This window comes from Pseudomonas sp. SG20052, assembly GCF_031766055.1.
Taxonomy (GTDB): Bacteria; Pseudomonadota; Gammaproteobacteria; order Pseudomonadales; family Pseudomonadaceae; genus Aquipseudomonas; species Aquipseudomonas mandelii.
The window spans coordinates 110,466-135,776 of sequence record NZ_CP134498.1; the positions used below are offsets into that span (position 1 = coordinate 110,466).

The window sequence follows — 25,311 nt, forward strand, 5'->3', positions numbered from 1 at the left end:
TCCATAGACCACGTAACCAACGAACTTGCCAATGCCGTCATTGCGGCAATGGTTTTCTAACTTTCAAAGCCACAGCGTTCTGTGGTTCGGCTTGCCGACATTCATACATTGCCATTCACGGCACAAACAAACCAGAAACAGGAGCGTACCTAGATGGCGCTAGCACTACCGGCAACAACACCCCATAAGAAAGACCTACGCAAGACCTGCACTGTCTGCAAAGCCAAGTTTCTCCCGTCGCACCACAGTACATTGACTTGTAGTGACGAATGCAAACGTATCCGACGTAACAAGTCGACTAAAGTTGTTCTCCGCAAGAAACGCAAACCCAAGCCGTTCCCCATCAGTAACATCTTTGTTCAACTGTTAATCCGCCACGCCAAACAGGCTGGTACGGTGCAGATTGTTCAATACGTCACTGCTGAGGAATTGTTAGAACTTCGTGAAATGCAAAAGACGCAACTGGCGACAAACTGCTACTCCGTAAGGTGCTTTGCAGATTATCACTTCTGTCATATCTACCCGGCTAACGGGATGCCTCACATCGGTAAGTTCACCCCTCAGAACCTTGTCCTTGGTAGCGCTGCACTGAACAGGAAACATGGGAGCCATTACTTCGGTGGTGGGGAGTTCATCAGTCCGGCACACAAGACGAACCGGTTTGATGTAGAGAAGTGGATGTCTGACAAGGATATCGTAGAGCTGATGATTAAATGCATTGGCCGGGATGTGTGGGATGCTTTCGCCAAGGTGGCTAAGCTTCAACCAAGTATGAAGCAAACCTATATTGATGTGCTAGTTACGATGTTAGATCGAAACAACCCGGCTCACCGTCAATATCTCAAGGTCTTTGATGATCCACGTTCAACTGCAAATGAACTGCGTAACGTGCTGGAATCAATCACTGACAAGAAGGTGTACATGTTCGGGCACAGTCGTTACATGTCCCCTATGGGCTTGATGATTGCTGAGTTTGATCGTATGGCGAAGTATCGTCCAGACCTGGCCCCTGTGTTAAAAGCACTAGAGCAGATTGAGCAGACATCGCGGTATTTCACCTTTGAAAGCTTCGACTTGAGTGAGGTGGAAGGCTTCTTCTTCGACATCTTGCACGGTGTTGCTGTTACTGACTCAGTGCTAGCAGAGCTTGCGGATATCGTTGTGGGTGCGCTCACTACATCCACTGCCAAGATGAAGAACTTCGATAGGGCTGCTGGGTATGATTGCTTCGAACCTGAACAGGTGGAAGCTCGACGTGCAAGGATGGCTCAGATTGCTGCGTAACCTAAGCCCTGCCAGTGATGGTGGGGCTTTCCTTTGCGCGGGGAAAAGCTCTCACGCCACACCTATTGCTCATGTTTTGTATGTCGTCAAAAGTTGATCCCATTCACCCACAACCGTTGATTTAGACGCTCGCAAGGGGTTAGAAATCTGGGTAGTAATCACCGCCCCCAAGCTAGCACCATGAGCACTGCTTTGCGCCATAGCGTGAGCTATAGTCCTTGCTCTGCTGGAGTGGGCGAAGCCAGCCTACAAACTCTCACGCTGAGGTGACACGGATGACTGATAACAAGAACGGCAATGATGACGAGAAGATCCCACGCGATCATTTTGTAATCGGCCACACTGCTGAGGTAGTAGAGCATTTCACCATTAGTTACGATCCTGTCACCGGCGTTCCCAGTATCCAAGAACTTGACCCAGAGTCTTTACGTAGCCAGATTTCCTACGAGAGACAAAACGGCAAAGACAAAGTGATCTACTCAACGCCAGTCGAGGATTTCAAGGCGCTGAATAAAACTCACCTCGATCAGTTGAAAGAGCAATTCGATTACCTGATTGCGATTGATACCAATACAATAAAAGAACCAGAACGTACTCAAGGGTGCCGTGTCGGTGTATGTGCAAGTAGTGCGATTGCAGAGCCTCTAGCGTCTGTGTCCTCTGATGTCATGTTACGGCCAGTTGCAGCCTACTTGATTCTTGATCCTGGCCCTGTGGTGAACCTTGAGCCTTTAGGCTGGCATCTGATTATAAGTCAGCTCTCCCGTATTCCTGCTTTGAGTTCAAAGCGGGTAGGGGTAATCGTAGACAGTGAGCTAGGGCAGCACGTTGATATCAACGCTCGCAAAAAGCCGTACTACGGTGAACACATGCTACCAGCGAACATGACGTTGGTTTACGCCTCAAGTGATAAGCCTGAGATCTTCGTCAACCAAATGCTCAAGCACTGCGATGCAATGGGCAAAATCGGCATTGAAGAGTTCAAGAAGAGCGACCCTAGTTTTATGTCGCGTGTTCGTGGCCAGAAGCACGGTACGGCCATCTGTGTTCCGATTGTCCAGAAACAGGCAAAGCCTCCTGTGGCGTAACCTCGCCTATAACCTCTGGAAACTACCCGGAAACCCTTTGGAAACCTTCACCCAGTAAGCCCGGTTAGAACGTGAGTTCTAGGGTAGCTGCCTTGAGAGCCAGTGTTTCCGGGCCTTCCCCTATTCCACGGACAAGCTCGCAACGGTGAGAACGTCTCAACCCGAGGTTTCCGCACCAAAACGGCAGATTTGAGCTGGAATCACTAATTTGTGCGGAACAGCCTCATTGACAGGCACTGGGCTGCCACCTTCACTGAGGGTTCGCCCACACCGGGCTCAAGGAGAGTTGAAATGACTGCATACGGACCAGAAGTGTTTGATGAGCTGCTGAAACGAATCCACGGAGGACAGAGCGAGGTATCTGGGACTGATCTTGGACCGTTTCGAAACCTACTCAGCATGGGGCTCGTTGAATTCAACGGTGATGGTGGTCCCGACCGTTACACGGGTGTTTTGCTCACGATCTCAGGTACGCGCCGTGTGCTTGATCCCAATGGCGAGCTGTGACGGCTGACTATCAAAGAAGTCTACTAATCTGGTAGTGCGATAACCGTCCGTCTGGGGGCTGATTCTGCTATCAAATATCTATAGTTGATTGGCTATCTGATAGATTATCCTTGGTCTATCAAATCAATAGACTAAAGGATAGCCAGCCATGAACGCCCACCTCTACCTCCGTGCCAGTACTAAGGATCAAGACGCCAACCGTGCCAAGACCTCTCTTGAGACCTTCGCCGCCACTCAGGGCCTGTCCGTTGTAGGCATCTACAGCGAGAACATCAGCGGCACCAAGCTTGAACGCCCTGAGCTGATGCGCCTACTGGACACTGCCAATCCCGGCGAAATCCTCCTGTGCGAATCCGTAGACAGGCTGTCGCGTCTTTCACAGGCTGACTGGGAGACCCTCAAGGCAACGATCAAGGCCAAGGGCCTACGTTTGGTAGTGGCCGACCTTCCAACAAGCTGGCAGATGGCGGCAGAGGGTATTGCTGGTGAGGTGCTGAGGGTGATCAATGACATGTTGATTGAGCTGATGCAGACAATGGCCCGTCTCGACCAGGCCAAGCGTGTGGAGCGCATCAACGAAGGGTTGAAAAACAAGCGTGCTGCTGACCCAGATTGGAAGCCAGCGGGGAAGGGTAAGAACCCCGAACTCTGGAAGAAGGTGCAAGACGCAATGACCAAGCATCCAACCATGAACGCTGATGAACTGGCCAAGCTGGTGGGGTGTGGAGTTGCCACGATCTACCGCATCAAGCGTGAGCTTAAAGCCTGACTCCCAAGAGATATACCCAGATGCCCGCCTTGAGCGGGCTTTTTATTGTCAGTTGACATAAGCCACGTCAAACGATAGGGGTAATGCCTTCTGTAAGCTCTTGAGAGACTGCTACAGGCGCTATATCCTATAGATGGCTACATGGGTAGCTGTTGGCTCTCAGAGAGGCTTGTAGAGGCTCTGTAGGTGATCCTATCAAATGAGAGCCATTGTTATTTCTGCTTTTCTAGCGATCAGACAAGGCCATGGTGCACACCGTTAAGAGGCGCGGCTGGTTTTCCAGAATCTCGCCAGCGTTATTTTCTAGCCAAGAATTCCAAGCGCCGCAAGAGTTGTACCTTGTCCGGCGAAAAAATTGGGAATCTGGGAAAATCGGCCTTGGCTGCATTCAGTGTGAAGCCAGTGCTACCCAGCCATGAGGATTGTGGCGGCCTGTTTTAAAATCGACTTCTCTCGTTCTAAGCATTCAATCCGGGCTTCAAGTTCTAGAATCTTCTGCTGATCAGGTGTCAGTGTCTCGCTACGGTGGGGGGCGTTATTTTGCTCCAGCAGATCAACATTGCCCATATCTAAAGGCAGCTCCGTCCCGTCGCCTTCAGCCTTGAGAAACTCTTTTATCGCTACACGAGCCAAGACGCTGTGTCGGACATTTAGCTTCTTAGAGATCAATCGCCACTCTTTGAAATCTTCTGTGGTGAGCCGCACTTTGACTTCGCGCCCTCGGGTCTCAGGGATTCCCGTAGCCATCTCTGCCGCTACCTTTAAGGCTTGCGTAAACGGTGCGTTGCTTTCACGTAGGGCCTTGAGGGAAGCCATGATGATCATCCTCCCAAGCGGACTGCGTTGTTGTTTCCGGCGCTCTGCGCTATCAAGTAACGCTTCGTATGTTTCCTTGCTCATGAGGACTTTGATTTGATCAGGGGTTTGCAGCGCTTTCTGTTTGAATGCCATCTCGTTTCGTCCTTGTAGGGCTTGCTAGCGTTGTCGGTGGTGCTAATGCGGGCATCCGAGAGTTCGGCTGATCGTGCGTGCCAAGCAATGGTACTTCGGGATATCCCTAGGTCTCAACCGTACGTACCCCCTCTTCGCCGAGGCTCCTCGTGTCCATAGGCCCTGTGCTCACTTCTTTTCGTAATCGCCGTATCGATACGCCATCCTCGCCGCCTCCTGAGTACGATCAGCTTCGTAAAACTGGCTCAAGCGCTGGGTGATCCTCTGGTGATCAACCTTAAGGGCGGAAAGCTCCTTGGATAGCTCTCGGTGCATGACGATCAACCCGGCAATGTTCTGGTGGGCTCGTCGAAGGTCACACCGTGTCGTGTCCAGCTCAGCTTCCAGCACACAGCAGTAGTGCTTGAGCATGTCCACATGGGAGGGCATGCCCAGCTCAAACCCAGAATCATCAATCAAATCATCATCCATCACACCGCTACCATCTGCCAGATCACTGTATGTGCGTACAGTATCGTTTCCAGTGCATGGGCTTCAAGGCTGGCGTGACGAAGGGCGATGCTTATGCACCGATGATCTTAGGATTGCTTCTGTAATGCCCTAGTGGAATACCGTCGCATTATATAAAGGCGAAGCCCAGCTCTTGACCTTGCCCTTCACGTTGTCAGCGGAGCTGACGGGTAATCCCCTGTGACCTTCGGTCACGAGTAAACCTGACAGCGTTCGCTGTCGTGTCTGCACCTACCTCAAGTGCAAGAGCAAGAGCTTGATTTGTGTTGAGGTGTATTTGTTCGGGGTACACCCGCACCGTTGAGGTGTTCCCGCTGCTGGGGTTGGTCCTGACCTTCGGTCAAACGTGTATCCCCTGTCAGCGGAGCTGACGTTTAACCGATTCCATGTATCAGTTCCAATCACCCAATACAGTCAACCGTGCTCGCAGCCACGATAGGGATTGATCGAGCGATCAAAAGGCAGGTCCGGGGAAGTGTTGCGGGTGATGATGGTTTTCGCCGTTTCGATGCGCACTTCCGTGCCTTGGGTGATCGGCGCTTCCTGATACCAGCCGTCATCCTCGGCCACCGAGCGATTCGGCGCGAAGCGGTTGTGCGGGTTGGTTGCGGTGCCGCGACCGCGAGGTGGCAGAGGAGTAGCCATCGACATGATCCTTAAGCTGTATATTCATACAGTAAATGACCGCAGCCGAATAGGCCAGTGCCGTTCGGCGCCTGAACATTTTTCAATTGACTAGTTGTCTCTTATTAGTGAGTTTCTTGTAATTATGAGAAACAGATAGAAAGTGGCTTAGTTAAAAGCGGTCGGTATTATTGCGCTTCGCACGAAGTTGTCGTGTTATCACTATTAAAAGGATTTGGTTTGATGTCGAATTACAATCAGCGTGGTGTTTTCTTCAACTGCTGACCCCGTCCACTTCTAGTCCGAAAGAAGTTCGGGTGTCCATGCAGTTTGCTTTGAAAGAAGAAGGTTACGACCCGGAAAACCGTAGCGCCACATACTCCCTGCTGGATTCGACCTCCCGCGAGGCTGTGTCGAATGATGGCGGCGTGACCTTCACCATGGGAAACACACCTGATGTGGACGGTGATGGTGATTTCGACGCGCAGGACAAGGCTGTTCTGATTGCGCTGGCGAAAGCGTATTCGAAAATCATCAATCCTTGATTACTATCGAGTACCTGCAACTTATAAGTTGGGGTGTGAGTGTACGTTAACCAAGGTTGAATAAAGCGATACGGAAATCTGTATCGCTTTTTTGTTGCTCGTTACTTACCCTGACTAAGCCAGGTGCGAACGGTTCAATTCACGATTCTTTGACAGCTGACTCACAGGACTTTGACTGCCCAGTGTCGAAACTATGCGGCATCTAACCACCTTTCCCCACACGGTCGTCCGAGCATGTCACGATTGCGCCTTTTACCTGCGACATTCCTGTTGTCGCTGGCCACCCTTTTTAATCTGACACTGGCCTGCGCAGATGAAACCGCCCCACCCCGCCCGGCGGAATGGGCTCAATCGGTCGAGGTGCAATACAACCTCTACCAAATGACCCCGACGCTTTACCGCAGCGCCTTGCCCGACAGCGGTGCCGTACCGTTGTTGAAGAAACTCAACGTCGCGACCGTCATCAATTTTTTGCCCGAGTCGGATTCAAGCTGGCTGTCCACGCCGGGCATTGCCCAGGTGCAGTTGCCCTACCGCACCAATCACGTGGATGACGCGGACGTACTCAAGGCCCTGCGTGCCATCCAGACCGCCGAATCCCACGGCCCGGTGCTCATGCATTGCAAACACGGTTCAGACCGCACCGGCCTGATGGCGGCGATGTATCGGGTGGTGGTGCAAGGCTGGAGCAAGGAAGACGCCCTGAACGAGATGACCCAAGGCGGCTTTGGTGACAGCACCCATTTCAAGGACGGTGTGCGTTACATGATGCAGGCCGATGCCGACAAGCTTCGGACCGCGCTCGCGAACGGCGATTGCAGCACCAGTCCGTTTGCGGCCTGTTCCATGAAGAGTTGGTTCCAGTCCGCCCACGTCGAATAAGCATCAGTTCAGCGGGCAGCGGCTGCTGGACGGCGTTGCGAAAAAGCTGTCGGCGATCGGTTGTCCGAGGAATTCTTCCAGGGCGACCAATAGCGATCGCGAATCCCCCGGCGAAAAAAAGGCTTCGCGAAAGGCCTTGCCGGTTTGCGGGTTGAATACCCACTCGCGTTGAAACCGTTTGAACACCTCGGTCGCCAGTACACCCGACCATTTGTAGGCGTAAACCGACGCTGCGTACCCGGTCACCAGGTAATCGAAGCTGTTGGCGAACCGACAGTAAGGCGGCAGTTGCAGGTGAGGGATCTCGCGCTGTACGTCATCGAAGATCTGTTCAACGCTTCGGCCATCGCCTTGGCTGCGGTGCAATTCGAAGTCAAACAACGCGGACATTAACAGCTCTGCGGTTTGCCGGCTGGTCTGGGTCTGGATGGCTGCCAATGCGGCGTCGACTCGCGCTTCGGCCAGGCGCTCGCCGGTCTGGTGGTGAGCGGCCAGCCACAGCAGAAACTCCCCTGACAGGCACCAAAGCTCGAACAATTGCCCGGTGAACTCTGCCGAATCGCGTCCCAGCTGGGTGATACCGGACAGGCGATGGTGAGGCGAGCGGGTCAGAACGTGCTGCAGGCAATGGCCGAATTCATGGAACAAAACCCGCAGGTCCTTATGAGCGAGAAGGCAAGGATGCTCGGCAATTCCGGGCGTGAAGTTGCCATGAAGCACGGCGATCGGCAGCGTCAATCGACCTTCGGCGTTCACCCGTCGATTACGTGGCGTGGCGGTCCAGGCAAAGTCCGGCGCTTCGTCCCGATGAAAAGGGTCGAGGTAAATGTGCCCGACGACCTGGCCATGCTCGCTGATTTCAAACAGACGCACGTTGTCATGCCAGCGACTGCACTCTTTCTGTTCGACGATCCGGATGCCAAACATGCGCTCGCTGAACAGGCAGAGCCGCTGCAAAGTCCCGTCCAGTGGAAAGTACGTTCGCAGGTTTTTCAGCGCCCCGCCGAGACGTTGCTGGCGCAATTGTTCGGCGAGAAACTCGTGGTCCCAAGGGGCAACTTCAGTCATGCCGCGCTCAAGCGCAATCGTCTTGAGTTCTTGTGCGTCCTTCTCGAGTTCCGGTGTTGCCTGCACGATTTGCCGCCGCAGGAAACCGGTGACTTGCTCAGTGGACTCGGCCATTTCCGTTACGAGGCTGAGTTGCGCAAAGTTCTCATACCCCAGCAACCTGGCTTTCTGATGACGCATGGACAACAGCAGCTCCAGCACCGGACCATTATCGAATTGCCGGTCGTGGGGGCCTTGATCGGAAGCCCGGGTGGAGTAAGCGACAAAGTATTCTTCGCGCAGGGATCGGTCTTCGGCATAGGCCATGACACGAGTGTAGGTGTCCTGGTCCAGACGCATCAGCCAGCCGTCGTGCCCTGCCTGTTGCGCGTTGACTGCCAGACGCTCCAGTGTCGCCGCAGACAAACCGCGCAACTGCGAGATGTCATCGATGCGCTTGCTCCAGGCTGCGCTGGCGCCTTCCAGGTTGGTCAGGAACAGGCTTTGCAGCACCCCGATGTCACGATTCAGCCGGGCCAGCGTCTGCTGTTGTTCGATGGTCAAGTCGATGCCGGACAAGCGAAACCGGCGCAGAATTTTGTTCAAAACCGCTTTGCGCGGTTCATCGTAATTCGCCGCAGCGGGACTTTGCGCCAGCCGCTGATAAGCCCGGAACAGTGCGTGATTACCCATCTTTTCAGATTTGTACTGCGCAGCGGCATCGCGGCAAGTCCCGCTGGCTGCGTCCCAGGCCTTACCCTCATGTTTCACCATTGAAAGGGTTTCGATGACGCCCATGGCCTCATCCAGACGCGCATCGGTTTCATCAACGGCCAATACCAGATCATCCCAGTTCGGGATCGTGGATTGGCTCGCGATAATCCCGGCAATGGCCTTGCGGTTGTCGGCAACAAGGGTGTCGATGGCATGCACCAGGTGCTCGGCGCGAATGTCCGGCCAGGGCGGCAGGTCCCAGTGTTGTAGCAGCGGATTGTTATCAGGCATGGCGTCTTCCTTGAGTAGGGCTGAAGGATTCAGCCTAAGGAGGAAGCGCGGGGGAAGGGTGGTAAATAGATACCACCTTCCACCCGGTCAAAGGGTGGAAGGTGATGTTGACTCAATGGTGCTCGTCAGGCTTCTTCTTCAGCTTCGGGTTCGGGAAGAACTGCACCGCCTGAACCTTGGCGTCCGGCACCTTGAGCGCCGAAGTGTTGACCCGCGTGCCCAATTCCTTGGGCACCGACAGACCTTGTTCATTGAGCGTATCCGAATAACCGCAGGCCACGCATTCGCGATGCGGGACCTCGTCTTCGTTCCACATCATCAATTTGTCCGGCTCGCTACAGGCCGGGCAGACCGCCCCGGCGATAAAGCGTTTCTTCGTGATCACAGGCCCCTCGCTCATGCTGCCGCGTCCTCACTCAGGCCGCTATGGCGCAAGAGTGCGTCAATCGATGGCGCACGGCCACGGAAGTCGACGAACAGCACCATGGGTTCCTGCGAACCGCCACGCGCCAGAATCGCTTCGCGGAACGCACGACCTGTTTCGGCATTGAGCACGCCGTCTTCTTCGAACTTCGAGAAGGCGTCGGCCGACAGCACTTCAGCCCACTTGTAGCTGTAGTAACCCGCTGCGTAACCGCCGGCAAAGATGTGGGCGAAGCTGTTCGGGAAGCGGTTGTAGGCCGGTGGACGCATGACCGAGACCTCGTCACGCACACCTTCGAGCACTTGCAGCACGCTGCGACCGTCGCCGTGGGTGGCGTGCAGTTCGAAGTCGAACAGCGAGAACTCGAGTTGGCGCACCATCATCAGGCCGGACTGGAAGTTCTTCGCCGCGAGCATTTTCTCCAGAAGATCCTGAGGCAGCGGCTCGCCGGTTTCGTAGTGACCGGAGATCAGCGCCAGGCCTTCCGGCTCCCAGCACCAGTTTTCCATGAACTGACTTGGCAGCTCCACCGCATCCCAGGCCACGCCGTTGATGCCGGACACGCCGGCGTGTTCTACGCGGGTCAGCAGGTGATGCAGGCCGTGACCGAATTCGTGGAACAGGGTGGTCACTTCATCGTGGGTCAGCAGGGCCGGTTTGCCGCTGTCGGCTGGGGTGAAGTTGCACACCAGATTGGCCACCGGGCTTTGCAGCACGCCGCTGATGGTGCGGCGACGGTCACGGGCGCCGTCCATCCAGGCACCGCCGCGTTTGTTGGCGCGGGCATAGAGGTCGAAGAAGAAGCGGCCGACGTGCTGGCCGTTTTCCTTGATTTCGAACAGGCGAACATCCGGGTGCCAGGCGTCGAAGCCTTTCATTTCGGCGATCTCGATGCCGTACAGGCGCTGGACGATAGCGAACAGGCCGCCCAGCACTTTGTCGATCGGGAAGTAGGCGCGCAGTGCTTCCTGGGCAACGCTGTAACGTTGTTCGCGAAGCTTTTCGCCGTAGAAACCGCTGTCCCAGCTTTGCAGGTCCGGGCAGCCTTGTTCGGCGGCGTAGGCCTTGAGCTGTTCCAGGTCCTGGGCGGCGAACGGTTTGCTGCGTTTGGCCAGATCGCGCAGGAAGCTGAGGACCTGATCGCTGGATTCAGCCATTTTGGTGGCCAGGCTCAGTTCCGAGAAGCTGGCGAAGCCGAGCAGCTTGGCCAGTTCCTGACGCAGGTCGAGGATTTCTTCCATGACCGGGCCGTTATCGTTCTGACCGGCGTTCGGGCCTTGGTCCGACGCACGGGTGCAATAGGCGGCGTAGACTTCTTCGCGCAAGGCACGGTCCTGGGCGTAGGTCATCACCGCGTAATAGCTCGGGAATTCCAGGGTGATGAGGAAGCCATCCAGATCTTTGGCCTGGGCTGCGGCGGCCATTTGCGCCTTCGCCGAATCGGTGAGGCCTGCGAGGGCGGCTTCATCGGTCACGTGCTTGGTCCAGGCTTGAGTCGCGTCGAGCAGCTGGTTGGAGAAGCGGCTGCCCAGCTCCGACAATTTGCTTTGCACTTCGGCGTAACGCTTTTGCTCGGCGTCCGGCAGATCGATACCCGACAGACGGAAGTCTCGCAGGGCGTGTTCCAGGATGGTTTTCTGCGCCACGTCGAAACCGGCGGCTTCCGGGCTGTTGGCCAAGGCTTCGAAGGCCTCGAACAGCTCACGGTTCTGGCCCAGCTCGGTGGAGTAGGCGCTCAAGGCCGGCAGGCAGGACTCGTAGGCTTCGCGCAATTCGGCGCTGTTGCACACGGCATTGAGGTGGCTGACCGGGCTCCAGGCGGCGCCCAGACGATCATTGAGTTCGTCCATCGCCAGCACCAGGCCGGCCCAGGTCGGTTGTTTGCCCTGGCTGTTGAGGATCTCGATAATGGCGGCACGGTTGTCAGCCAGGATCTGTTCAATGGCCGGTTGTACGTGTTCGGCCCGGATCGCCGAGAAGGGCGGCAGGTCGTAGGACTGCAAAAGAGGGTTGTTCACGCTCACGGTTGGCACCTTGGCTGGAAGAAACATGGGGCCATCTTAATTACAATCGACGCTCACCGCAGCTATCAGCAAAAGAGAGAGAGCCTATCGTGACCCTTCGCAAGTATCAGAACCACACGCCGCTTCTGGGTAAAGGCGCTTTTGTCGACGGCTCGGCGGTGGTGATCGGCGACGTTGAAATCGGCGAAGACAGCTCTGTCTGGCCGCTGACGGTGATCCGTGGCGACATGCACCGCATCCGTATAGGTGCGCGCACTAGCGTTCAGGATGGCTGCGTGCTGCACATCACGCATGCCGGGCCGTTCAATCCCGATGGCTTTCCCTGCTTGATCGGAGACGACGTGACCATTGCCCATAAGGTCATGCTGCATGGCTGCAGTGTCGGCAACCGGATTCTGATCGGCATGGGTAGCATCGTCATGGATGGTGCGGTGATCGAGGACGATGTGATTGTCGGCGCTGGCAGTCTGGTGCCGCCGGGCAAGCGTCTGGAAAGCGGCTTCCTGTATGTGGGCAGCCCGGTGAAACAAATCCGCCCGCTGACGGACAAGGAAAATGCCTTTTTCACCTACAGCGCGGCGAACTACGTGAAGCTCAAGAATTTGCATCTGGCTGAAGGCTACGACCAGCTCTGACCCCGCGCCCTTATTCAGGATTCAACATGCATTACCAAACCGTTTTGTTTGATCTCGATGGGACCCTGACCGATCCGCGCGAGGGCATCACCCGTTCGATCCAGTTCGCCCTGAGCAAACTGGGGATCGATGAACCCGACCTGACCAAGCTCGAACACTTCATCGGCCCGCCGTTGTTGCAGGCGTTCATGCAGTTCTACGATTTCGACGAGCCCAAGGCCTGGGAAGCGGTGAATTTCTACCGCGAACGCTTTAAGGTCACAGGCCTGTACGAGAACCGTGTGTTCGACGGCGTCACACCGCTGCTGGAAACCCTCGGCGGGCAAGGGCGACAGTTGTTCATCGCAACCTCAAAGCCGTGGGTGTTCGCCCGGGAAATCGCCCGGCACTTTGACTTCGCCAGGCACTTCAAGGTGATTTACGGTAGCGAACTGGACGGGACACGCACCAACAAAGTCGAGTTGATTGCCCACCTGATGGCCGAAGAAGGCCTGGACCCGGCCAACACCCTGATGATCGGCGACCGCAAACACGACCTGATCGGCGCGCGCAGCAATGGGCTGGATGCGGTGGCGGTCGGTTATGGGTTTGGCAGCCGGGAAGAATTGAGCGCAGAAGCACCGGCCTATCACTTTGAGACGCTGGAAGAGATGCATCAGGCGTTTTTGCGGCGTTGATCAGTACGCCTTCGCGGGCAAGCCTCGCTCCTACAAAAGCAACATAGATCCCGTAGGAGCGAGGCTTGCCCGCGAAGAGGCCCGCCCAGATACATCCTGTGCAACAGTTACCACCCAAGTCCCTTCTAGTCGTCCTAGGCTCAAAGTCTGAGGTCACGATCAAGGAGGATCATTAATGACAGAGCTAAAACATGCTCATCGATTGCGCACCGGCCGATATTCGGAGCCCGGACAGATTTACCTCCTGACAGCCGTCGTTTTGAACCGGCAACCGTTATTCCATGACTTCAAGATTGGGCGACTGGTAGTCGATGCCCTGAAAACTGCTGAGCAGGAAGGGTTTGCGACGTCACTGGCCTGGGTCGTCATGCCAGATCATTTCCATTGGCTGATCGAGTTACAGAATATTCAGTTACCCAGTTTGATGGCTCGAACCAAATCACGCATCGCAGTAACGCTTAATCGCTCGGCAGGACGCCAAGGTCCGGTTTGGCAACATGGTTATCACGATCGCGCCATTCGTAAGGAAGAAGATCTACAGGCAGTTGCTCGCTACATCGTCGCCAATCCGTTGCGAGCTGGCTTGGTCGAGAGGGTAGGGGATTATCCGCTATGGGACGCGATCTGGTTGTGAGGTTGAAAACGCCTTCGCGGGCAAGCCTCGCGCCTACAAAAGCAACATAGACCCCGTAGGAGCGAGGCTTGCCCGCGAAGAGGCCCGCCCAGCCACCAGATTTTATGACCCCGTCAATGCCTTCAGCGCTACCTTGCGCTCAACCACTGGCAACGCACCAAGCTGCTCGACGGCGGCATAAAACTTCAGCCAGTCCCCACCCTCCTGCCTGAACAGCGCCGCAAACGCCGGCACCCATTGGTCATACAACCCAAACGGCAACAACCGGGCGTTGTTCATTGGCGCTTTGATCCACGCGTCATAGCGTTTATCCCCGGCCCATTGGCTATCGCGCAGCTGTTGATAGTCATGGCGCAGACGTTCGAATTCCGCCGCTTTGCGTTGGCGCATCTGGTCGGCGGGCAGTGGCAGGGCGTAGAGCTTTTCAAGCCGCGTGCGCGTATCCAGAACCAATTGAATAAATTGGTCTCGATGCTGCGCCTGCGCGCCATTGTCCGCTGCCAGACCGCGTGATGCCCGCCATTGCCGGGTGCCTTCCTGCTCGACGAAGGTGGCGAAGGACTCGTTGAACTCGGTGTCGTCCTTCACATAAAAGCGCTGGTGCGCGAGCTCGTGGAAGATCAGCGTTGCCAGCCGCTCGTCGCCCCAACCCATCATTGAGCTGAGAATCGGATCGTTGAACCAGCCGAGCGTCGAATAGGCCTCGACGCCGCCAATGGACACGTCCATACCTTTCAGGCGTTGCAAGGCCGCTTCGCCGCGGGCAGCACTCTGGCTGTAGTAACCGCGATAGGCGACGCAACCGGCGATAGGGAAGCAATGGTTTTGTGCTGTCAGGGAAAATTCCGGGGTGGCAAAGACGTTCCAGACCACGAACGGCCGGCCAATGTCGGCGTACAGACGGTAGCTCTGGTTATCCGGCAGATGCAGCTGTTGGCTGGCGAATGTCCGTGCCTTTTGCGACTGGGTCAGGTGCGCACGCAGCATCGGATCGCGAGACGGATCGGCAAGCACCTGGGCCACCGGCTCCCTGGCCCGCAGCAATTGCAGCTGACCGCTGGCCAACTGGCTGTAATAGCTGACGCTGGCGCAGCCGCTGAGGAATAAAAGCAACATACCCGGAAACAAAATCCGCAAAACGCGATCAAGTAACCCAAGGCTTGGAAGCGGCCTGATCAAAATAAAATCATCCCTGGAGAGTCTGCCCGCAAGACTATCCCGCCCGACTGGAGCTCCGCTATGCGCAAATTGATGCTGACGGGAGGCTTGTTGATGCTGACCGGCTGTGCTGGTTTCGGTTTACCTCACCATGATCCGTCGCAAGCATGGATCGAACTGGACTCACAGCAAGAAGACACCGCCCTGCAAGCGCTGGAAGTCGATGACAAGGCCTCTACCGACAAGCGGTATTTCGAGGTGCATCCGGGCCGTCATGAGCTGACGGTGCGCTACCAGTTTGCGGTCCAGCCCACCAACATCGGCCCCGACGCCGAGCCGCTGTGGCGTGACTGCCAGTTAAACGTGAAATTCAACGACTTCAATGCCGGTGAGCGATATCAGCTGCAAGCGGGGAATATCGGCTTCCGGCCATGGGCAAAGCTCTATGACCAGCAACGAAAAGTGATTGGCCAAGGCACGCCGGCTGGCTGCCAAAGCAGCTGATCGGCGCTATGCTGAATGACCATCCTTTGGGACATTCATCATGCGCAGATTGATGCTGTTGCTCGCGGCAGGCGTGGTTGCCGGCTGCCAGAGTCCGTTACCGGCGGTAAATCCGCAGATGGCCTGGATCGACTTCTCGACGCCATTCCCCAACGACAGGTTGCTGATGGCAGAGCGACTGGACAAACAGCGATTGCGTGACGGGCGCTTTTTCCAGGTGACGCCCGGCAGCCATGAGCTGGTCGTCAGGTTCGACTTTGAGGTGCCCGGTGGTGGGGGCATGAACATGATGAACACCCCCACGGAACGGCTGTGCTACCTGACCGTCAAATACGATCATTTCGAAGCCGGCCAGCGTTATGTGCTGGAAGGCCGTTCGATCGCCTTCACCCCAAGCGCCCGATTGTTCAACGCAAAGCGGGAGATCGTCGCTGAAGATCGGCAGACCAATTGCGTCCCGTGAGGTGAATCAGCGGTCGTTTTTCTGGTAGATGATTTTCTTTGTGCCGTTTTCACAGCTGCCGACGACCATGTTCTGATCGTGGACTTCATCATTGGTGACGATTTCCAGGGTGTAGGACGAGACGTTATTGGCCTGGATCTTGGCCTCGATCTCGGCCTTGAGTTCTTCACAGGATTTCGGTGCCGCCAGGGCCGAAGTGGCCAGCGTGCAACCGATAATCGCCAAGGCAAAACGTTTCATGGTTGAAGCTCCCTTGAGGCCGCGCGCAGTTTTTGCGCTTGAGCGGCTGTCATTTATTCGACCACAGTTTTGCAAAGCGAGTTCTGACACCGCTCACAAAGCGCAGCTTTATCGTTGGAATTGTGTTGTTTACAAGTTCGCCTTCGCGAGCGGGTCGGGTCGCGAAGGCGTCAGTACATTCAGCGCCTGATCATCAGCTGACCAACGTCGCATCCAGGCTGATTTTCGCATTCAGCACTTTGGACACCGGGCAGCCTTCTTTGGCCTTGTTGCTCAGCTCCTCGAACTGCGCCTGAGTCGCCCCGGGGATTTTCGCCTTGAGGATCAATTTCACCGCGGTGATCGCAAAACCACCGTCGACTTGATCCAGGGTCACTTCAGCATTGGTATCGATGCTGTCAGCCTTGAGCCCGGCATCACCCAGGATCATCGAAAACGCCATCGAGAAACATCCCGCATGCGCCGCGCCGATCAGCTCTTCCGGATTGGTGCCTTTGCCGCCTTCGAAACGAGCCTTGAAGCCGTAGGGCGCTTCTCTGAGTACACCGGTTTCAGTAGAGATCGAGCCGATGCCGGTTTTCAGATCGCCTTCCCAATGAGCCGATGCTTTCTTCGTAATAGCCATGTCTGCCTCCTCAAGATCCGGTGCGAGCGTCGCACCTTCGTGGTTTTCGGTTGCTAGGGTTCTGAGGGTAGACGGTTGTGCAAAGTTCACCTCATCTCATAAAGTCCTACTGCTTTCGTAGGATTTTTTGGCCTGGCTATTGAATCTCGGGTATATGCCCTCATTGCATGAAGCACGCTTATAGATTCGGCAGGTTTTCGTTCGCAAGAAAAACCTGCGCCCACCATTGGAGAAGCAGGCTTATGAAACGACTGTCCGATATCAAGTTTTCGACCCTTGATCTGGTGCCCGTGCGCGAGAACGGCAGCGCGGCCCAGTCGCTGCGTAATTCCCTGGACCTGGCGCAGCATGTCGAAAAATTAGGCTATACCCGCTTCTGGGTCGCCGAACACCACAACATGGACGGCATCGCCAGTTCCGCGACCTCGGTACTGCTCGGGTACCTCGCCGGTGGCACGTCGACCATTCGTGTCGGCTCCGGCGGCGTGATGCTGCCCAACCACGCGCCGCTGGTGATCGCGGAGCAATTCGGCACACTCGAAAGCCTGTATCCAGGCCGGATAGATCTGGGTTTGGGGCGCGCCCCCGGTTCCGATCAAATGACTGCACGCGCCCTGCGTCGCGAACGTTCCGGCAGCGCCGACGAGTTTCCGGAGGATGTTACGGAGCTGATGCGATATCTCGGCCCACGCACGCCTGACCAGCGAATCATCGCCATGCCGGGCACCGGCACCAATGTCCCTGTCTGGTTGCTGGGCTCCAGCCTGTTCAGTGCACAATTGGCCGGTGAGCGCGGTTTGCCCTACGCCTTCGCCTCGCATTTCGCACCGCGCTTCATGCACGAGGCGATTCGCGTCTACCGTAATCACTTCAAGCCTTCGGCGGTGCTGGATAAGCCGTATGTGATGCTCGGTGTGCCGCTGGTCGCCGCTGACACTGACGAGCAGGCGGATTACCTGGCGACATCGGTCTATCAGCGCATCCTGGCGTTGATGCGTGGCCAAAGCCTGGTGCAGCGTCCGCCGGTGAAAACCATGGATGGCCTGTGGCTGCCCCATGAGAAAGAAGCCGTCGGCGATTTCCTCGGGCTGGCGATGGTGGGCAGCCCGCAGAAGATCCGCGCCAAGCTTGAAGTGCTGATCGAGCAGACTCAGGCGGACGAGCTGATTTTCACCTGCGACCTTTATGAACATGCGGATCGGGTGCATTCCTACGAGCTGCTGGCGCAGGTCATGAAGGGCTGAGGCGCCGACGCCGCCACACAAAAAAGCCGACGCATTGCGTCGGCTTTTTGATTTGTAAGGGACATCAGTCTTTCTTGTAGACGATTGCCTTGGTGCCCTTTTCACAGGTACCGACGACTGTTCCGCCGGCCTCAGCGCCTTTATCGACGATTTCCAGTGAATAGCCGGCAACGCCCTTGGCATCGAGTTTTGCTGCGATTTCGGCTTTCAGCTCTTCGCACGATTTGCCGTCAGCAAAGGCTGTTCCTGCAAGGCTCAACAAACCTACCGCTAAAATAAAATACTTCATCTGTCGCATTCCCTGGTCGGATCAAAGGGAGCATCCAGCCATCAGCCGGAGGCACTCATGTAGCGCTTTGCCATTTCCCTATGGCACTCGGCCAGCGCGCAAGTTCAGGAGACTAGCTCAAACTCAGCTGCTGGCAATCCGGAACCCGACTTTGAGCGTCACCTGAAAGTGCGCGGCCTTGCCATCCTTGATGTGCCCGCGGGTTTCGGTCACTTCAAACCATTCCAGGTGCTTGATGCTCTTATTGGCTTCGGCCAGCGCGTTATTGATGGCGTCCTCAATGCTGCTGGTGGACGAGCCAACCAATTCGACTTTCTTGTAGGTGTGATGGTCAGTCATGGCGTTCTCCTTGGGTGTGAAATACAGCCTAGCAGTGATTTTTCGTATTACTTCTGTCGGCTAATGCCATGCAGAAGTTCAGATTTACTGCACTTTCTCGAACCGTTGAAGTCCCAACCAACACACGCTACTCATCATCAATGAAGGAGAGCCACCATGGCCAACACCTCTTTACGTAAAGCCTCATTGCAAAGCATGGAAGCCGAGATCGAGAGTCTGCTGAAATCTTTGGAAAATCTGAAAGACGACGCCTCGGACGAGTCGCGTAAAACCCTCAAAGCGCTGAAAGGCAACGCCGAGAACGCGCTGAAACATTCGCGCCATCTGCTCAGCGATGCGTATGAAGAAGTCAAAGTCAAAACCCGCGAAACCGGGATTGCCACTCGGGACTACGCCCAGGAACACCCTTGGACTACTGCGGGCGTCGCTGTCGGCGCACTGGGTCTGCTTGCGGCTTACCTGCTGTTCAAGCGCGGCGACTGATCGGTTCGGTGCAGCTCGGCCTTGAGCCACTGCGCCAACTGTCGAGCGCGCCCGTCCGCGGCGCGCTTGGGTAGCCACAAGGCCAGTTGCGCCGGGGTTTCACTGAATCCCCAGGGCGCAACCAGGCGACCGGCCTTCAAGTCCTCAGCCACCAGCGGCTCAGGCGCAATCGCCACCCCCAGCCCCGCTACGGCTGCTTCCAGCAAATAATACAAATGCTCGAAACTTTGACCGTACTTCAACGCCTTGGCGTCGAGGCCACTTTGCTGTGCCCAGCTCGGCCAAGCCTGTGGGCGCGAGGTGGTGTGCAGCAAGGGTTCGTTCAATAACGCTGTGGCCTGCGCAGCTTGCAGCTTTTCATAACCCGCGAAACGCGGACTCATTACCGGGCCAATTCGTTCGCTGGCCAACTCATACACTTGCATGTCCGCCGGCCATGGCGGCTCGGCAAACACCAGCAGGGCATCGAGCCCCGGCCGTCGCGGATCGAGATCGCCTTCCCCGGCCGACAGGTGCAGGCGCAGGTCGGGCAAGTCCGCATTCAGTCGTCCCAGGCGTGGAATAAACCAGCGCGCCAACAAACTGCCCGAGCAACCCAAAACAAATGGAGCGTCAGCGGTGCTTTGGGTCAGCTCTGCGCAAACGGTGCGTAGACGTTCAAAGGCCTCACCGCTGGCATCGCGCAAACGCACGCCGGCATCTGTGAGTTTCAAGCCGCGTCCATCCTTGATGAACAGGCTCACACCGAGGTGTTCTTCGAGCACCTTGAGTTGTCGGCTGACCGCACCATGAGTGACGTGCAGCTGTTCGGCAGCCTGACTGACGCTGTTCAGCCGTGCCGTGGCTTCAAAGGCGCGAAGGGCGTTGAGCGGGGGAAGGTCGTGGCTCATGGGATCTGTGAGTTTTCCTGACAGGTTGTGGCGATCTTATCGGTTTTCAGGCTGGGACGTCAGGGGTAGAGTGACCGTCATTGTCATCTCACGAATCCCACTGGAGCGACCCATGACCCAGACTAATCTGCGCAACGGCCCCGACGCCAACGGCCTGTTTGGCTCGTTCGGCGGCCGTTACGTCGCCGAAACCTTGATGCCGTTGGTGCTCGACCTGGCCCGTGAATACGAATTGGCCAAGGAAGATCCAGCATTCAAAGAAGAATTGGCCTACTTCCAACGGGACTACGTCGGACGTCCAAGCCCGCTGTACTACGCCGAACGCCTGACCGAATTCTGCGGCGGCGCAAAGATTTATCTGAAACGCGAAGAGCTGAACCACACCGGCGCGCACAAGATCAACAACTGCATCGGCCAGATCCTGCTGGCGCGGCGCATGGGCAAGAAACGCATCATTGCCGAGACCGGCGCCGGCATGCACGGCGTGGCGACGGCGACCGTGGCTGCACGTTTCGGCCTGGATTGCGTGATCTACATGGGCACCACCGACATCGAACGTCAGCAGGCCAACGTGTTCCGCATGAAGCTGCTGGGCGCCGAAGTGATCCCAGTGGTCGCCGGGACTGGCACCCTGAAAGACGCGATGAACGAAGCGTTGCGTGACTGGGTGACCAATGTCGACAGCACCTTCTACCTCATCGGCACCGTGGCCGGCCCGCACCCTTATCCAGCGATGGTTCGCGACTTCCAGTCTGTTATCGGCAAAGAAACCCGTACTCAACTGCAAGCCCAGGAAGGTCGTCTGCCGGACAGCCTGGTGGCGTGCATCGGTGGCGGTTCCAACGCCATGGGCCTGTTTCACCCGTTCCTCGATGACAAAAGCGTCGAAATCATTGGCGTGGAAGCCGCCGGTTACGGCATTGAAACCGGTAAGCATGCCGCCAGCCTGAACGGCGGTGTTCCGGGTGTGCTGCACGGCAACCGTACTTTCCTGTTGCAGGACGACGATGGCCAGATCATCGACGCCCATTCGATCTCGGCCGGCCTCGACTATCCAGGCATCGGCCCGGAACACGCTTGGTTGCATGACATCGGCCGCGTTCAGTACACCTCGGTGACCGACGACGAAGCCCTCGATGCGTTCCACAAATGCTGCCGCCTGGAAGGGATTATTCCTGCACTGGAAAGCGCCCACGCCTTGGCCGAAGTGTTCAAGCGTGCACCGACCCTGCCCAAAGATCACCTGATGGTGGTCAACCTGTCCGGTCGTGGCGACAAAGACATGCAAACCGTGATGCACCACATGGAACAATCGAAGCAGGAGAAACACTGATGAGCCGCCTGCAAACGCGCTTTGCCGAACTCAAGGAACAGAATCGCGCCGCCCTGGTGACCTTCGTCACCGCTGGCGACCCGAGCTATGACACGTCCCTGGCGATCCTCAAAGGCTTGCCCGGTGCGGGTGCCGATGTGATCGAGTTGGGCATGCCCTTCACCGATCCAATGGCCGATGGCCCGGCCATCCAGTTGGCCAACATCCGCGCCCTTGGCGCCAAGCAGAACCTGGCGAAAACCCTGCAAATGGTTCGCGAGTTCCGTGAAGGCAATACCGAGACGCCGCTGGTGCTGATGGGGTATTTCAACCCGATCCACATGTACGGCGTGCCGCGCTTCATCGCCGACGCCAAGGAGGCCGGTGTTGATGGTTTGATCGTGGTCGACCTGCCGCCGGAGCATAACGGTGAGCTGTGCGAGCCGGCGCAGGCCGCCGGACTGGATTTCATCCGCCTGACCACGCCGACAACCGACGATGTGCGCCTGCCGACTGTTCTGAACGGCAGCTCTGGCTTCGTCTACTACGTGTCGGTTGCCGGTGTGACCGGGGCGGGCGCGGCGACGCTGGAACACGTTGAAGAAGCGGTTGCTCGTCTGCGTCGCCACACCGACCTGCCGATCAGTATCGGTTTCGGCATTCGCACACCGGAGCAAGCGGCGTCCATCGCGCGTCTGGCCGATGGTGTGGTGGTGGGTTCGGCATTGATCGATCACATCGCCAACGCCTCAACGCCGGCGCAGGCGGTTGATGGCGTGCTGAGCCTTTGCTCGGCGTTGGCTGAAGGCGTGCGTAAGGCCCGCGTCAGCTGAAGGTAAAGTTCCTGATACAGAGGAATTAGAGCCTCGCGGCACAGACTAAACAGCAAGACCGAGGGCTTCAGGACTACGTTCTGAAGCCCTTTTTGCTGTGTGTGCAGTGAGGAAAGACCTGATGAAAATGCCGAAACGTCTGATTGCCAGCCTGGGCGTGCTGATGCTCAGTGCCACGCCGCTGCTGCATGCGAGCGCCGATCAGCGCGACGATCACGACCGCGGCGGCCCGCCGCAGGGCCATTACGATAACCGTGGTGACAACCATGGCGATGATCACCGTGGCCCGCAGGACAATCATCGCGGCGGCCCTCCGCCACGGGACTTCGGCCCGGTGCGCCAGACTATTCACGATAACCACGGCTATTTTGTACGCGGGGCACCACCTCCTCCAGGTGTTCATCTGGTGCGTGGTCGACCATTGCCTCACGGCTATTACGGTGAGCGTCTGGATAATCGTGCCTTGGGGCGGCTGCCGCATTACCCGGGCTACGAATGGCGCCGTGCAGGGGGCGACATTGTGCTGATCGCCGTGGGCACCGGGATCGTCTATGAAATTCTGGAAGGGGTGCTTTGATTTAACGTGCAGGCAAAAAGAAGGCGTCATGGATCATCCACGACGCCTTCTTGCTTATGGCAACTCCAGCCCGCCTGCTGCTTTATGCAATTTGCGCAAATGTTCGCCAACCAGTTTCAGGTTGGCTTCATTGGCGGCCATCTCCGCTGCCCGGCCTGGTTCGAGCAGCGCTCTGACTTCCTTGTCCAGATCGCCGGTCAGCAGCTGAAGCTGCTTCTGCCGCAGATTGCTTTCCGATTCCAGGCGCTGCCATTCATTCGGTTGAGGCAATCCGTAACCGCCGGTGCCGAGCAGCTCTGCGGGACGACTGAGGAAGCCGCTATTAGCGAGAATTTGCTGCAAGGTCGCGTTTGCCTTGTCCATACCGCCGTTCTTCAATTCTCGTGCGCCCAGATAACGCTGCTTCACTTCATCCTGGGCCAGCACCAGTTGTTGACGGAAGCTTGCCTGCTCCAGCAATAACAACGCCGCACTGGTGCGCAAGTCAGCCTGCCCAAACCATTGCCGGCGCTCGTCAGCTTTTAATGCCAGCCAGTCTTCGACTTTTTCCTGCTTGATCGGCAAGTGCTTTTTCAGCACTTCGAACATCGCTTGGTAACGATCACGGAAGGAGTCGAAGCGGTAACCCAGGCGCAACGCTTCGCGTGGGTCATCCAGCACGCTGGTATTCGCCAGTCCGCGGCCCTTCATCACTTCCAGCAAGCCGTTGGGCATGATGCTGTCGAGCCCGACCAGTTTCGCGTTGTTGCTGCCGCTGCGCAGCAACTTCAAGCCTTCCACCGCGCAGTTGTTGGAGAGGAAATAATAATTGCCGTCGTAACTCCAATGCATCTCGGCGGCGTGTTCCACCACGTCTTCAATTTCGTTGCGCGACAAGTTCAGCGGTACCGAGGCCAGGCTGCGCAGTTCAGTCTTGGTGTATTCGTCGATCACTTGGGCCAACGGCAGTACAAACAGGCGCGAGGGGTATTTACCCACCAGCCCATCCCAGCTCGAGAGCTGCACGTCGCCGACGAAGGCGCGGTAGGACAAGACCAGGTGCTGGTCGAGATCCAGTCGGCAATCTGGCCCGCGAGGCCGACCCGGCGCGCAGATCACCAGGCGCAACATGCTGTGCCCCCAGCGACTGACCCAGTTCTGGTTGGCTTCGGCCAGCAGATAGTCGACGGCGTACACCCGTTCCGGATCGACTTGGCCCAGCGGTTGTTTAGCAAAGTCGTTGCCGGCATTGAGGAAGGCAAAGGATTTGCTGCACGCGTCCTTGGCGGCGGGAGCCCAGCCGAAATGTTCTTTGTAGTAGCGATACAGCGCGGGGCGACGGCAGGCATAGCTCGGGTCGAGGAGGAAATACTCCATGTTGACCGCGACAAACTCTTTGGGACTGCTCGTTTCGTAGATGTCCGGGCTGCGGGCGATCTGCCGGTTGTGCTGCTCGCGCTCGCCACGGCGACCGACGTATTGCGGCCAACCGGCCAGGTCGAGCAAGCGCGGATCATCGCTCAGGGTAAAGCGGCGGTCGGATTGACCACGGCATTCATCCGGGATGCCGATCAGGCCGGAACTGTTGTTGCGCCGGGTACAGCGCTGGATCAGCGTACGTTCCGCGTCCGGCCACAGGCGCGAACGGTCGTAAATATGGGTGAGTTCATGCAACACCGTTGCGAGCATTTCGCGGCGGACGGTGCCGTGGGGGCGATAGGTTTTCTTGGTGGCAGCGCTGCCGTCCGTGAGGCTGGCGAGCAGGTTGCGGTTCAGGTCGAGTTCGGACACCAGCGAAGCCTGGCCATAGGCATTGCTCGGCATGTCGTCGGTCCAGCCAACATCAATGCGCCGGTCCAGTTTTTCGATAAAACGTGGCGGCAAGGCCTGCATGGCTTCATCGAGCAACGCCTGACTGGCTTGCTGTTGTTCGGCGCTCAGACCCTCGGTCTTGAGTCGTAATTGCAAGCCAGCCTGGGCCGTGTTGCACAGCAGCAACATCAGCCCGGCCAGCAGCCAGGCGTTTGGCGACCTCACAGTGCGAGGATGGCTTCGGCGAGCACCTGATCACTTGCGTCCCGGGCTTCCGGCACACGGGTGCGCAATGTACTGAAGGCGGCCTCCAGATGCGCACCACGAATATCACCATCGCTGGCGACGAAACTCGCGGCATCATCGTGGGCTTCGCGAATAATTTTCGAGTCGCGAATGGACGTCGTGGTATCGGAAGTGAAATCAAGTGTGCGTTGGGTGGCATTGATGAGGATGTTGCTGGTGGCAACCAAGGTGTGCGCCTGGGTCACATCGGCCAATAAAAGCAGGCCAAGGGCAACAGCAATCAGAGGGCTACGCATGGAACGACTCCGCAAGGACAAAGGATAACTATTGGACGAGAATTGCCTGCGCCAGTTCAAGGTCGCTTGCATGAAGTTTTGGCTGGCTGCGGCGCAAGTAAATCAACGCGGATTCCAGTTGCGCTCCGCGTAGTTGGCCGTCACTGGCAATGAACGCCGCAGCGTCATCGTGTGCGGCGATCAGCAGCTTACGGTCGAAGGGGGCGGCGGTCACCATGCTGGTGGCGTAACCCGTGACGACGATGCCTTGGGTCGACAAGTTGAACGCGTCGAAGGCATAGGTCGGGGCCGACCAGCAGGCCGCGAGAAATACTGAAATGAAAAGCTGCTTTGAAAGAAGACGCATGAGACTCGATTGTCGAAAGCGAGTCCAAAGGCTAGCGCAATCCCCGGGCTAGAGCCAGTGCCGAAACAT

29 protein-coding genes and 2 pseudogenes are annotated in these 25,311 nt (G+C 57.0%); 16 read left to right on the forward strand and 15 right to left on the reverse strand.

Translation table 11 applies throughout. The features are described from left to right. Nucleotides 1-153 precede the first annotated feature (153 nt). The 4 genes from RHP74_RS00510 to RHP74_RS00525 all read left to right on the forward strand — a co-directional run bounded on the left by RHP74_RS00510 (nt 154) and on the right by RHP74_RS00525 (nt 3,648). The gene (locus RHP74_RS00510; protein WP_311097160.1) at nt 154-1,284 is read left to right on the forward strand and encodes a hypothetical protein; all 1,131 of its coding nucleotides are present in this window, start codon (nt 154-156) and stop codon (nt 1,282-1,284) included. A gap of 275 nt (nt 1,285-1,559) precedes the next feature. Continuing rightward, nucleotides 1,560-2,372, forward strand: a complete 813-nt coding sequence (locus RHP74_RS00515; protein WP_311097162.1) for a hypothetical protein — start codon at nt 1,560-1,562, stop codon at nt 2,370-2,372. Between the two features lie 291 nt (nt 2,373-2,663). After that, nucleotides 2,664-2,879, forward strand: coding sequence for a hypothetical protein (locus RHP74_RS00520; protein ID WP_311097163.1), 216 nt, complete (start codon nt 2,664-2,666; stop codon nt 2,877-2,879). Nucleotides 2,880-3,027: 148 nt separating this feature from the next. Further along, entirely contained in the window at nt 3,028-3,648 is a 621-nt protein-coding gene (locus RHP74_RS00525) for a recombinase family protein (protein ID WP_311097165.1), read from the forward strand. Nucleotides 3,649-4,053: 405 nt separating this feature from the next. Here RHP74_RS00525 and RHP74_RS00530 read toward each other — a convergent pair whose 3' ends face one another. The 3 genes and pseudogenes from RHP74_RS00530 to RHP74_RS00540 all read right to left on the reverse strand — a co-directional run. Further along, nucleotides 4,054-4,599: a hypothetical protein gene (locus RHP74_RS00530; RefSeq protein ID WP_311100616.1), complete on the reverse strand. Its 546-nt coding sequence runs from the start codon at nt 4,597-4,599 to the stop codon at nt 4,054-4,056. Nucleotides 4,600-4,767: 168 nt separating this feature from the next. Next, on the reverse strand, nt 4,768-5,070 hold the full coding sequence (locus RHP74_RS00535) for a hypothetical protein (protein WP_311097166.1): 303 nt from the start codon (nt 5,068-5,070) through the stop codon (nt 4,768-4,770). A gap of 456 nt (nt 5,071-5,526) precedes the next feature. Next, nucleotides 5,527-5,754, reverse strand: a pseudogene (locus tag RHP74_RS00540) (radical SAM protein); the annotation flags it as partial. A gap of 222 nt (nt 5,755-5,976) precedes the next feature. On the opposite strand from RHP74_RS00540, the pseudogene RHP74_RS00545 reads away from it, so the two are divergent. Both RHP74_RS00545 and RHP74_RS00550 read left to right on the forward strand, forming a co-directional pair. Then, nucleotides 5,977-6,278 (forward strand): annotated as a pseudogene (locus RHP74_RS00545) (hypothetical protein). A gap of 234 nt (nt 6,279-6,512) precedes the next feature. Beyond that, nucleotides 6,513-7,160 (forward strand): dual specificity protein phosphatase family protein, encoded by a 648-nt coding sequence (locus RHP74_RS00550; RefSeq protein ID WP_145306388.1) that lies wholly within the window; start codon nt 6,513-6,515, stop codon nt 7,158-7,160. Nucleotides 7,161-7,163: 3 nt separating this feature from the next. Here RHP74_RS00550 and RHP74_RS00555 read toward each other — a convergent pair whose 3' ends face one another. The 3 genes from RHP74_RS00555 to prlC all read right to left on the reverse strand — a co-directional run bounded on the left by RHP74_RS00555 (nt 7,164) and on the right by prlC (nt 11,687). Beyond that, nucleotides 7,164-9,212 (reverse strand): M3 family metallopeptidase, encoded by a 2,049-nt coding sequence (locus RHP74_RS00555; protein ID WP_311097169.1) that lies wholly within the window; start codon nt 9,210-9,212, stop codon nt 7,164-7,166. Nucleotides 9,213-9,324: 112 nt separating this feature from the next. Further along, entirely contained in the window at nt 9,325-9,612 is a 288-nt protein-coding gene (locus RHP74_RS00560; protein WP_010465685.1) for a YheV family putative zinc ribbon protein, read from the reverse strand. Further along, nucleotides 9,609-11,687 carry an oligopeptidase A gene (gene prlC, locus RHP74_RS00565; RefSeq protein ID WP_311097170.1) on the reverse strand — a complete coding sequence of 693 codons (2,079 nt, stop codon included), beginning with the start codon at nt 11,685-11,687 and terminating at the stop codon, nt 9,609-9,611. The genes RHP74_RS00560 and prlC overlap by 4 nt, the downstream gene beginning before the upstream one ends. A gap of 62 nt (nt 11,688-11,749) precedes the next feature. Between prlC and RHP74_RS00570 the strand changes: the two genes are divergently transcribed. The 3 genes from RHP74_RS00570 (at nt 11,750) to RHP74_RS00580 (ending at nt 13,606) form a co-directional block, all read left to right on the forward strand. Continuing rightward, complete coding sequence (locus RHP74_RS00570; protein ID WP_010465689.1) at nt 11,750-12,295, forward strand: gamma carbonic anhydrase family protein; 546 nt, start codon at nt 11,750-11,752, stop codon at nt 12,293-12,295. A 26-nt stretch (nt 12,296-12,321) separates the two neighbouring features. After that, nucleotides 12,322-12,972, forward strand: a complete 651-nt coding sequence (locus RHP74_RS00575) for an HAD family hydrolase (protein ID WP_145306384.1) — start codon at nt 12,322-12,324, stop codon at nt 12,970-12,972. Nucleotides 12,973-13,147: 175 nt separating this feature from the next. Further along, complete coding sequence (locus RHP74_RS00580; protein WP_311097173.1) at nt 13,148-13,606, forward strand: REP-associated tyrosine transposase; 459 nt, start codon at nt 13,148-13,150, stop codon at nt 13,604-13,606. Nucleotides 13,607-13,708: 102 nt separating this feature from the next. Here RHP74_RS00580 and RHP74_RS00585 read toward each other — a convergent pair whose 3' ends face one another. Next, complete coding sequence (locus tag RHP74_RS00585) at nt 13,709-14,785, reverse strand: aminopeptidase (RefSeq protein WP_311097174.1); 1,077 nt, start codon at nt 14,783-14,785, stop codon at nt 13,709-13,711. A gap of 60 nt (nt 14,786-14,845) precedes the next feature. Between RHP74_RS00585 and RHP74_RS00590 the strand changes: the two genes are divergently transcribed. Beyond that, nucleotides 14,846-15,268, forward strand: coding sequence for a hypothetical protein (locus tag RHP74_RS00590; RefSeq protein WP_077748817.1), 423 nt, complete (start codon nt 14,846-14,848; stop codon nt 15,266-15,268). 40 nt (nt 15,269-15,308) lie between these two features. Then, entirely contained in the window at nt 15,309-15,731 is a 423-nt protein-coding gene (locus tag RHP74_RS00595; RefSeq protein WP_311097175.1) for a hypothetical protein, read from the forward strand. A gap of 6 nt (nt 15,732-15,737) precedes the next feature. Here RHP74_RS00595 and RHP74_RS00600 read toward each other — a convergent pair whose 3' ends face one another. Then, complete coding sequence (locus RHP74_RS00600) at nt 15,738-15,971, reverse strand: DUF1161 domain-containing protein (RefSeq protein WP_010465702.1); 234 nt, start codon at nt 15,969-15,971, stop codon at nt 15,738-15,740. Nucleotides 15,972-16,164: 193 nt separating this feature from the next. Then, nucleotides 16,165-16,596, reverse strand: a complete 432-nt coding sequence (locus RHP74_RS00605) for an OsmC family protein (RefSeq protein WP_008152515.1) — start codon at nt 16,594-16,596, stop codon at nt 16,165-16,167. Between the two features lie 242 nt (nt 16,597-16,838). Between RHP74_RS00605 and RHP74_RS00610 the strand changes: the two genes are divergently transcribed. Next, on the forward strand, nt 16,839-17,840 hold the full coding sequence (locus RHP74_RS00610; protein ID WP_010465706.1) for an LLM class flavin-dependent oxidoreductase: 1,002 nt from the start codon (nt 16,839-16,841) through the stop codon (nt 17,838-17,840). A gap of 64 nt (nt 17,841-17,904) precedes the next feature. Here RHP74_RS00610 and RHP74_RS00615 read toward each other — a convergent pair whose 3' ends face one another. After that, nucleotides 17,905-18,129 (reverse strand): DUF1161 domain-containing protein, encoded by a 225-nt coding sequence (locus tag RHP74_RS00615; RefSeq protein WP_282411264.1) that lies wholly within the window; start codon nt 18,127-18,129, stop codon nt 17,905-17,907. A 123-nt stretch (nt 18,130-18,252) separates the two neighbouring features. Beyond that, complete coding sequence (locus tag RHP74_RS00620) at nt 18,253-18,468, reverse strand: dodecin (protein ID WP_010465710.1); 216 nt, start codon at nt 18,466-18,468, stop codon at nt 18,253-18,255. Nucleotides 18,469-18,624: 156 nt separating this feature from the next. On the opposite strand from RHP74_RS00620, the gene RHP74_RS00625 reads away from it, so the two are divergent. After that, on the forward strand, nt 18,625-18,951 hold the full coding sequence (locus tag RHP74_RS00625) for a YqjD family protein (RefSeq protein ID WP_010465712.1): 327 nt from the start codon (nt 18,625-18,627) through the stop codon (nt 18,949-18,951). Here the strand turns inward: RHP74_RS00625 and RHP74_RS00630 are convergent. Further along, on the reverse strand, nt 18,924-19,841 hold the full coding sequence (locus RHP74_RS00630) for a LysR family transcriptional regulator (protein ID WP_311097177.1): 918 nt from the start codon (nt 19,839-19,841) through the stop codon (nt 18,924-18,926). The genes RHP74_RS00625 and RHP74_RS00630 overlap by 28 nt on opposite strands. Before the next feature lie 112 nt (nt 19,842-19,953). On the opposite strand from RHP74_RS00630, the gene trpB reads away from it, so the two are divergent. The 3 genes from trpB to RHP74_RS00645 all read left to right on the forward strand — a co-directional run bounded on the left by trpB (nt 19,954) and on the right by RHP74_RS00645 (nt 22,563). Next, the gene (gene trpB, locus RHP74_RS00635; RefSeq protein WP_010465716.1) at nt 19,954-21,174 is read left to right on the forward strand and encodes a tryptophan synthase subunit beta; all 1,221 of its coding nucleotides are present in this window, start codon (nt 19,954-19,956) and stop codon (nt 21,172-21,174) included. Then, nucleotides 21,174-21,986: a tryptophan synthase subunit alpha gene (gene trpA / locus RHP74_RS00640; protein ID WP_010465718.1), complete on the forward strand. Its 813-nt coding sequence runs from the start codon at nt 21,174-21,176 to the stop codon at nt 21,984-21,986. The genes trpB and trpA overlap by 1 nt, the downstream gene beginning before the upstream one ends. Before the next feature lie 121 nt (nt 21,987-22,107). Beyond that, nucleotides 22,108-22,563: an anti-virulence regulator CigR family protein gene (locus RHP74_RS00645; protein WP_083375334.1), complete on the forward strand. Its 456-nt coding sequence runs from the start codon at nt 22,108-22,110 to the stop codon at nt 22,561-22,563. 54 nt (nt 22,564-22,617) lie between these two features. Here RHP74_RS00645 and RHP74_RS00650 read toward each other — a convergent pair whose 3' ends face one another. The 3 genes from RHP74_RS00650 to RHP74_RS00660 are packed head-to-tail and all read right to left on the reverse strand — an operon-like array spanning nt 22,618 to nt 25,242. Further along, a complete protein-coding gene (locus tag RHP74_RS00650; protein WP_311097182.1) occupies nt 22,618-24,579 on the reverse strand; it encodes a DUF4105 domain-containing protein in 1,962 nt (653 codons plus the stop codon). Next, complete coding sequence (locus RHP74_RS00655; RefSeq protein WP_010465724.1) at nt 24,576-24,896, reverse strand: DUF2388 domain-containing protein; 321 nt, start codon at nt 24,894-24,896, stop codon at nt 24,576-24,578. Before RHP74_RS00655 ends, RHP74_RS00650 begins: the two co-directional genes overlap by 4 nt. A 28-nt stretch (nt 24,897-24,924) precedes the next feature. Next, nucleotides 24,925-25,242 (reverse strand): DUF2388 domain-containing protein, encoded by a 318-nt coding sequence (locus tag RHP74_RS00660; protein ID WP_010465727.1) that lies wholly within the window; start codon nt 25,240-25,242, stop codon nt 24,925-24,927. Nucleotides 25,243-25,311: the final 69 nt, after the last annotated feature.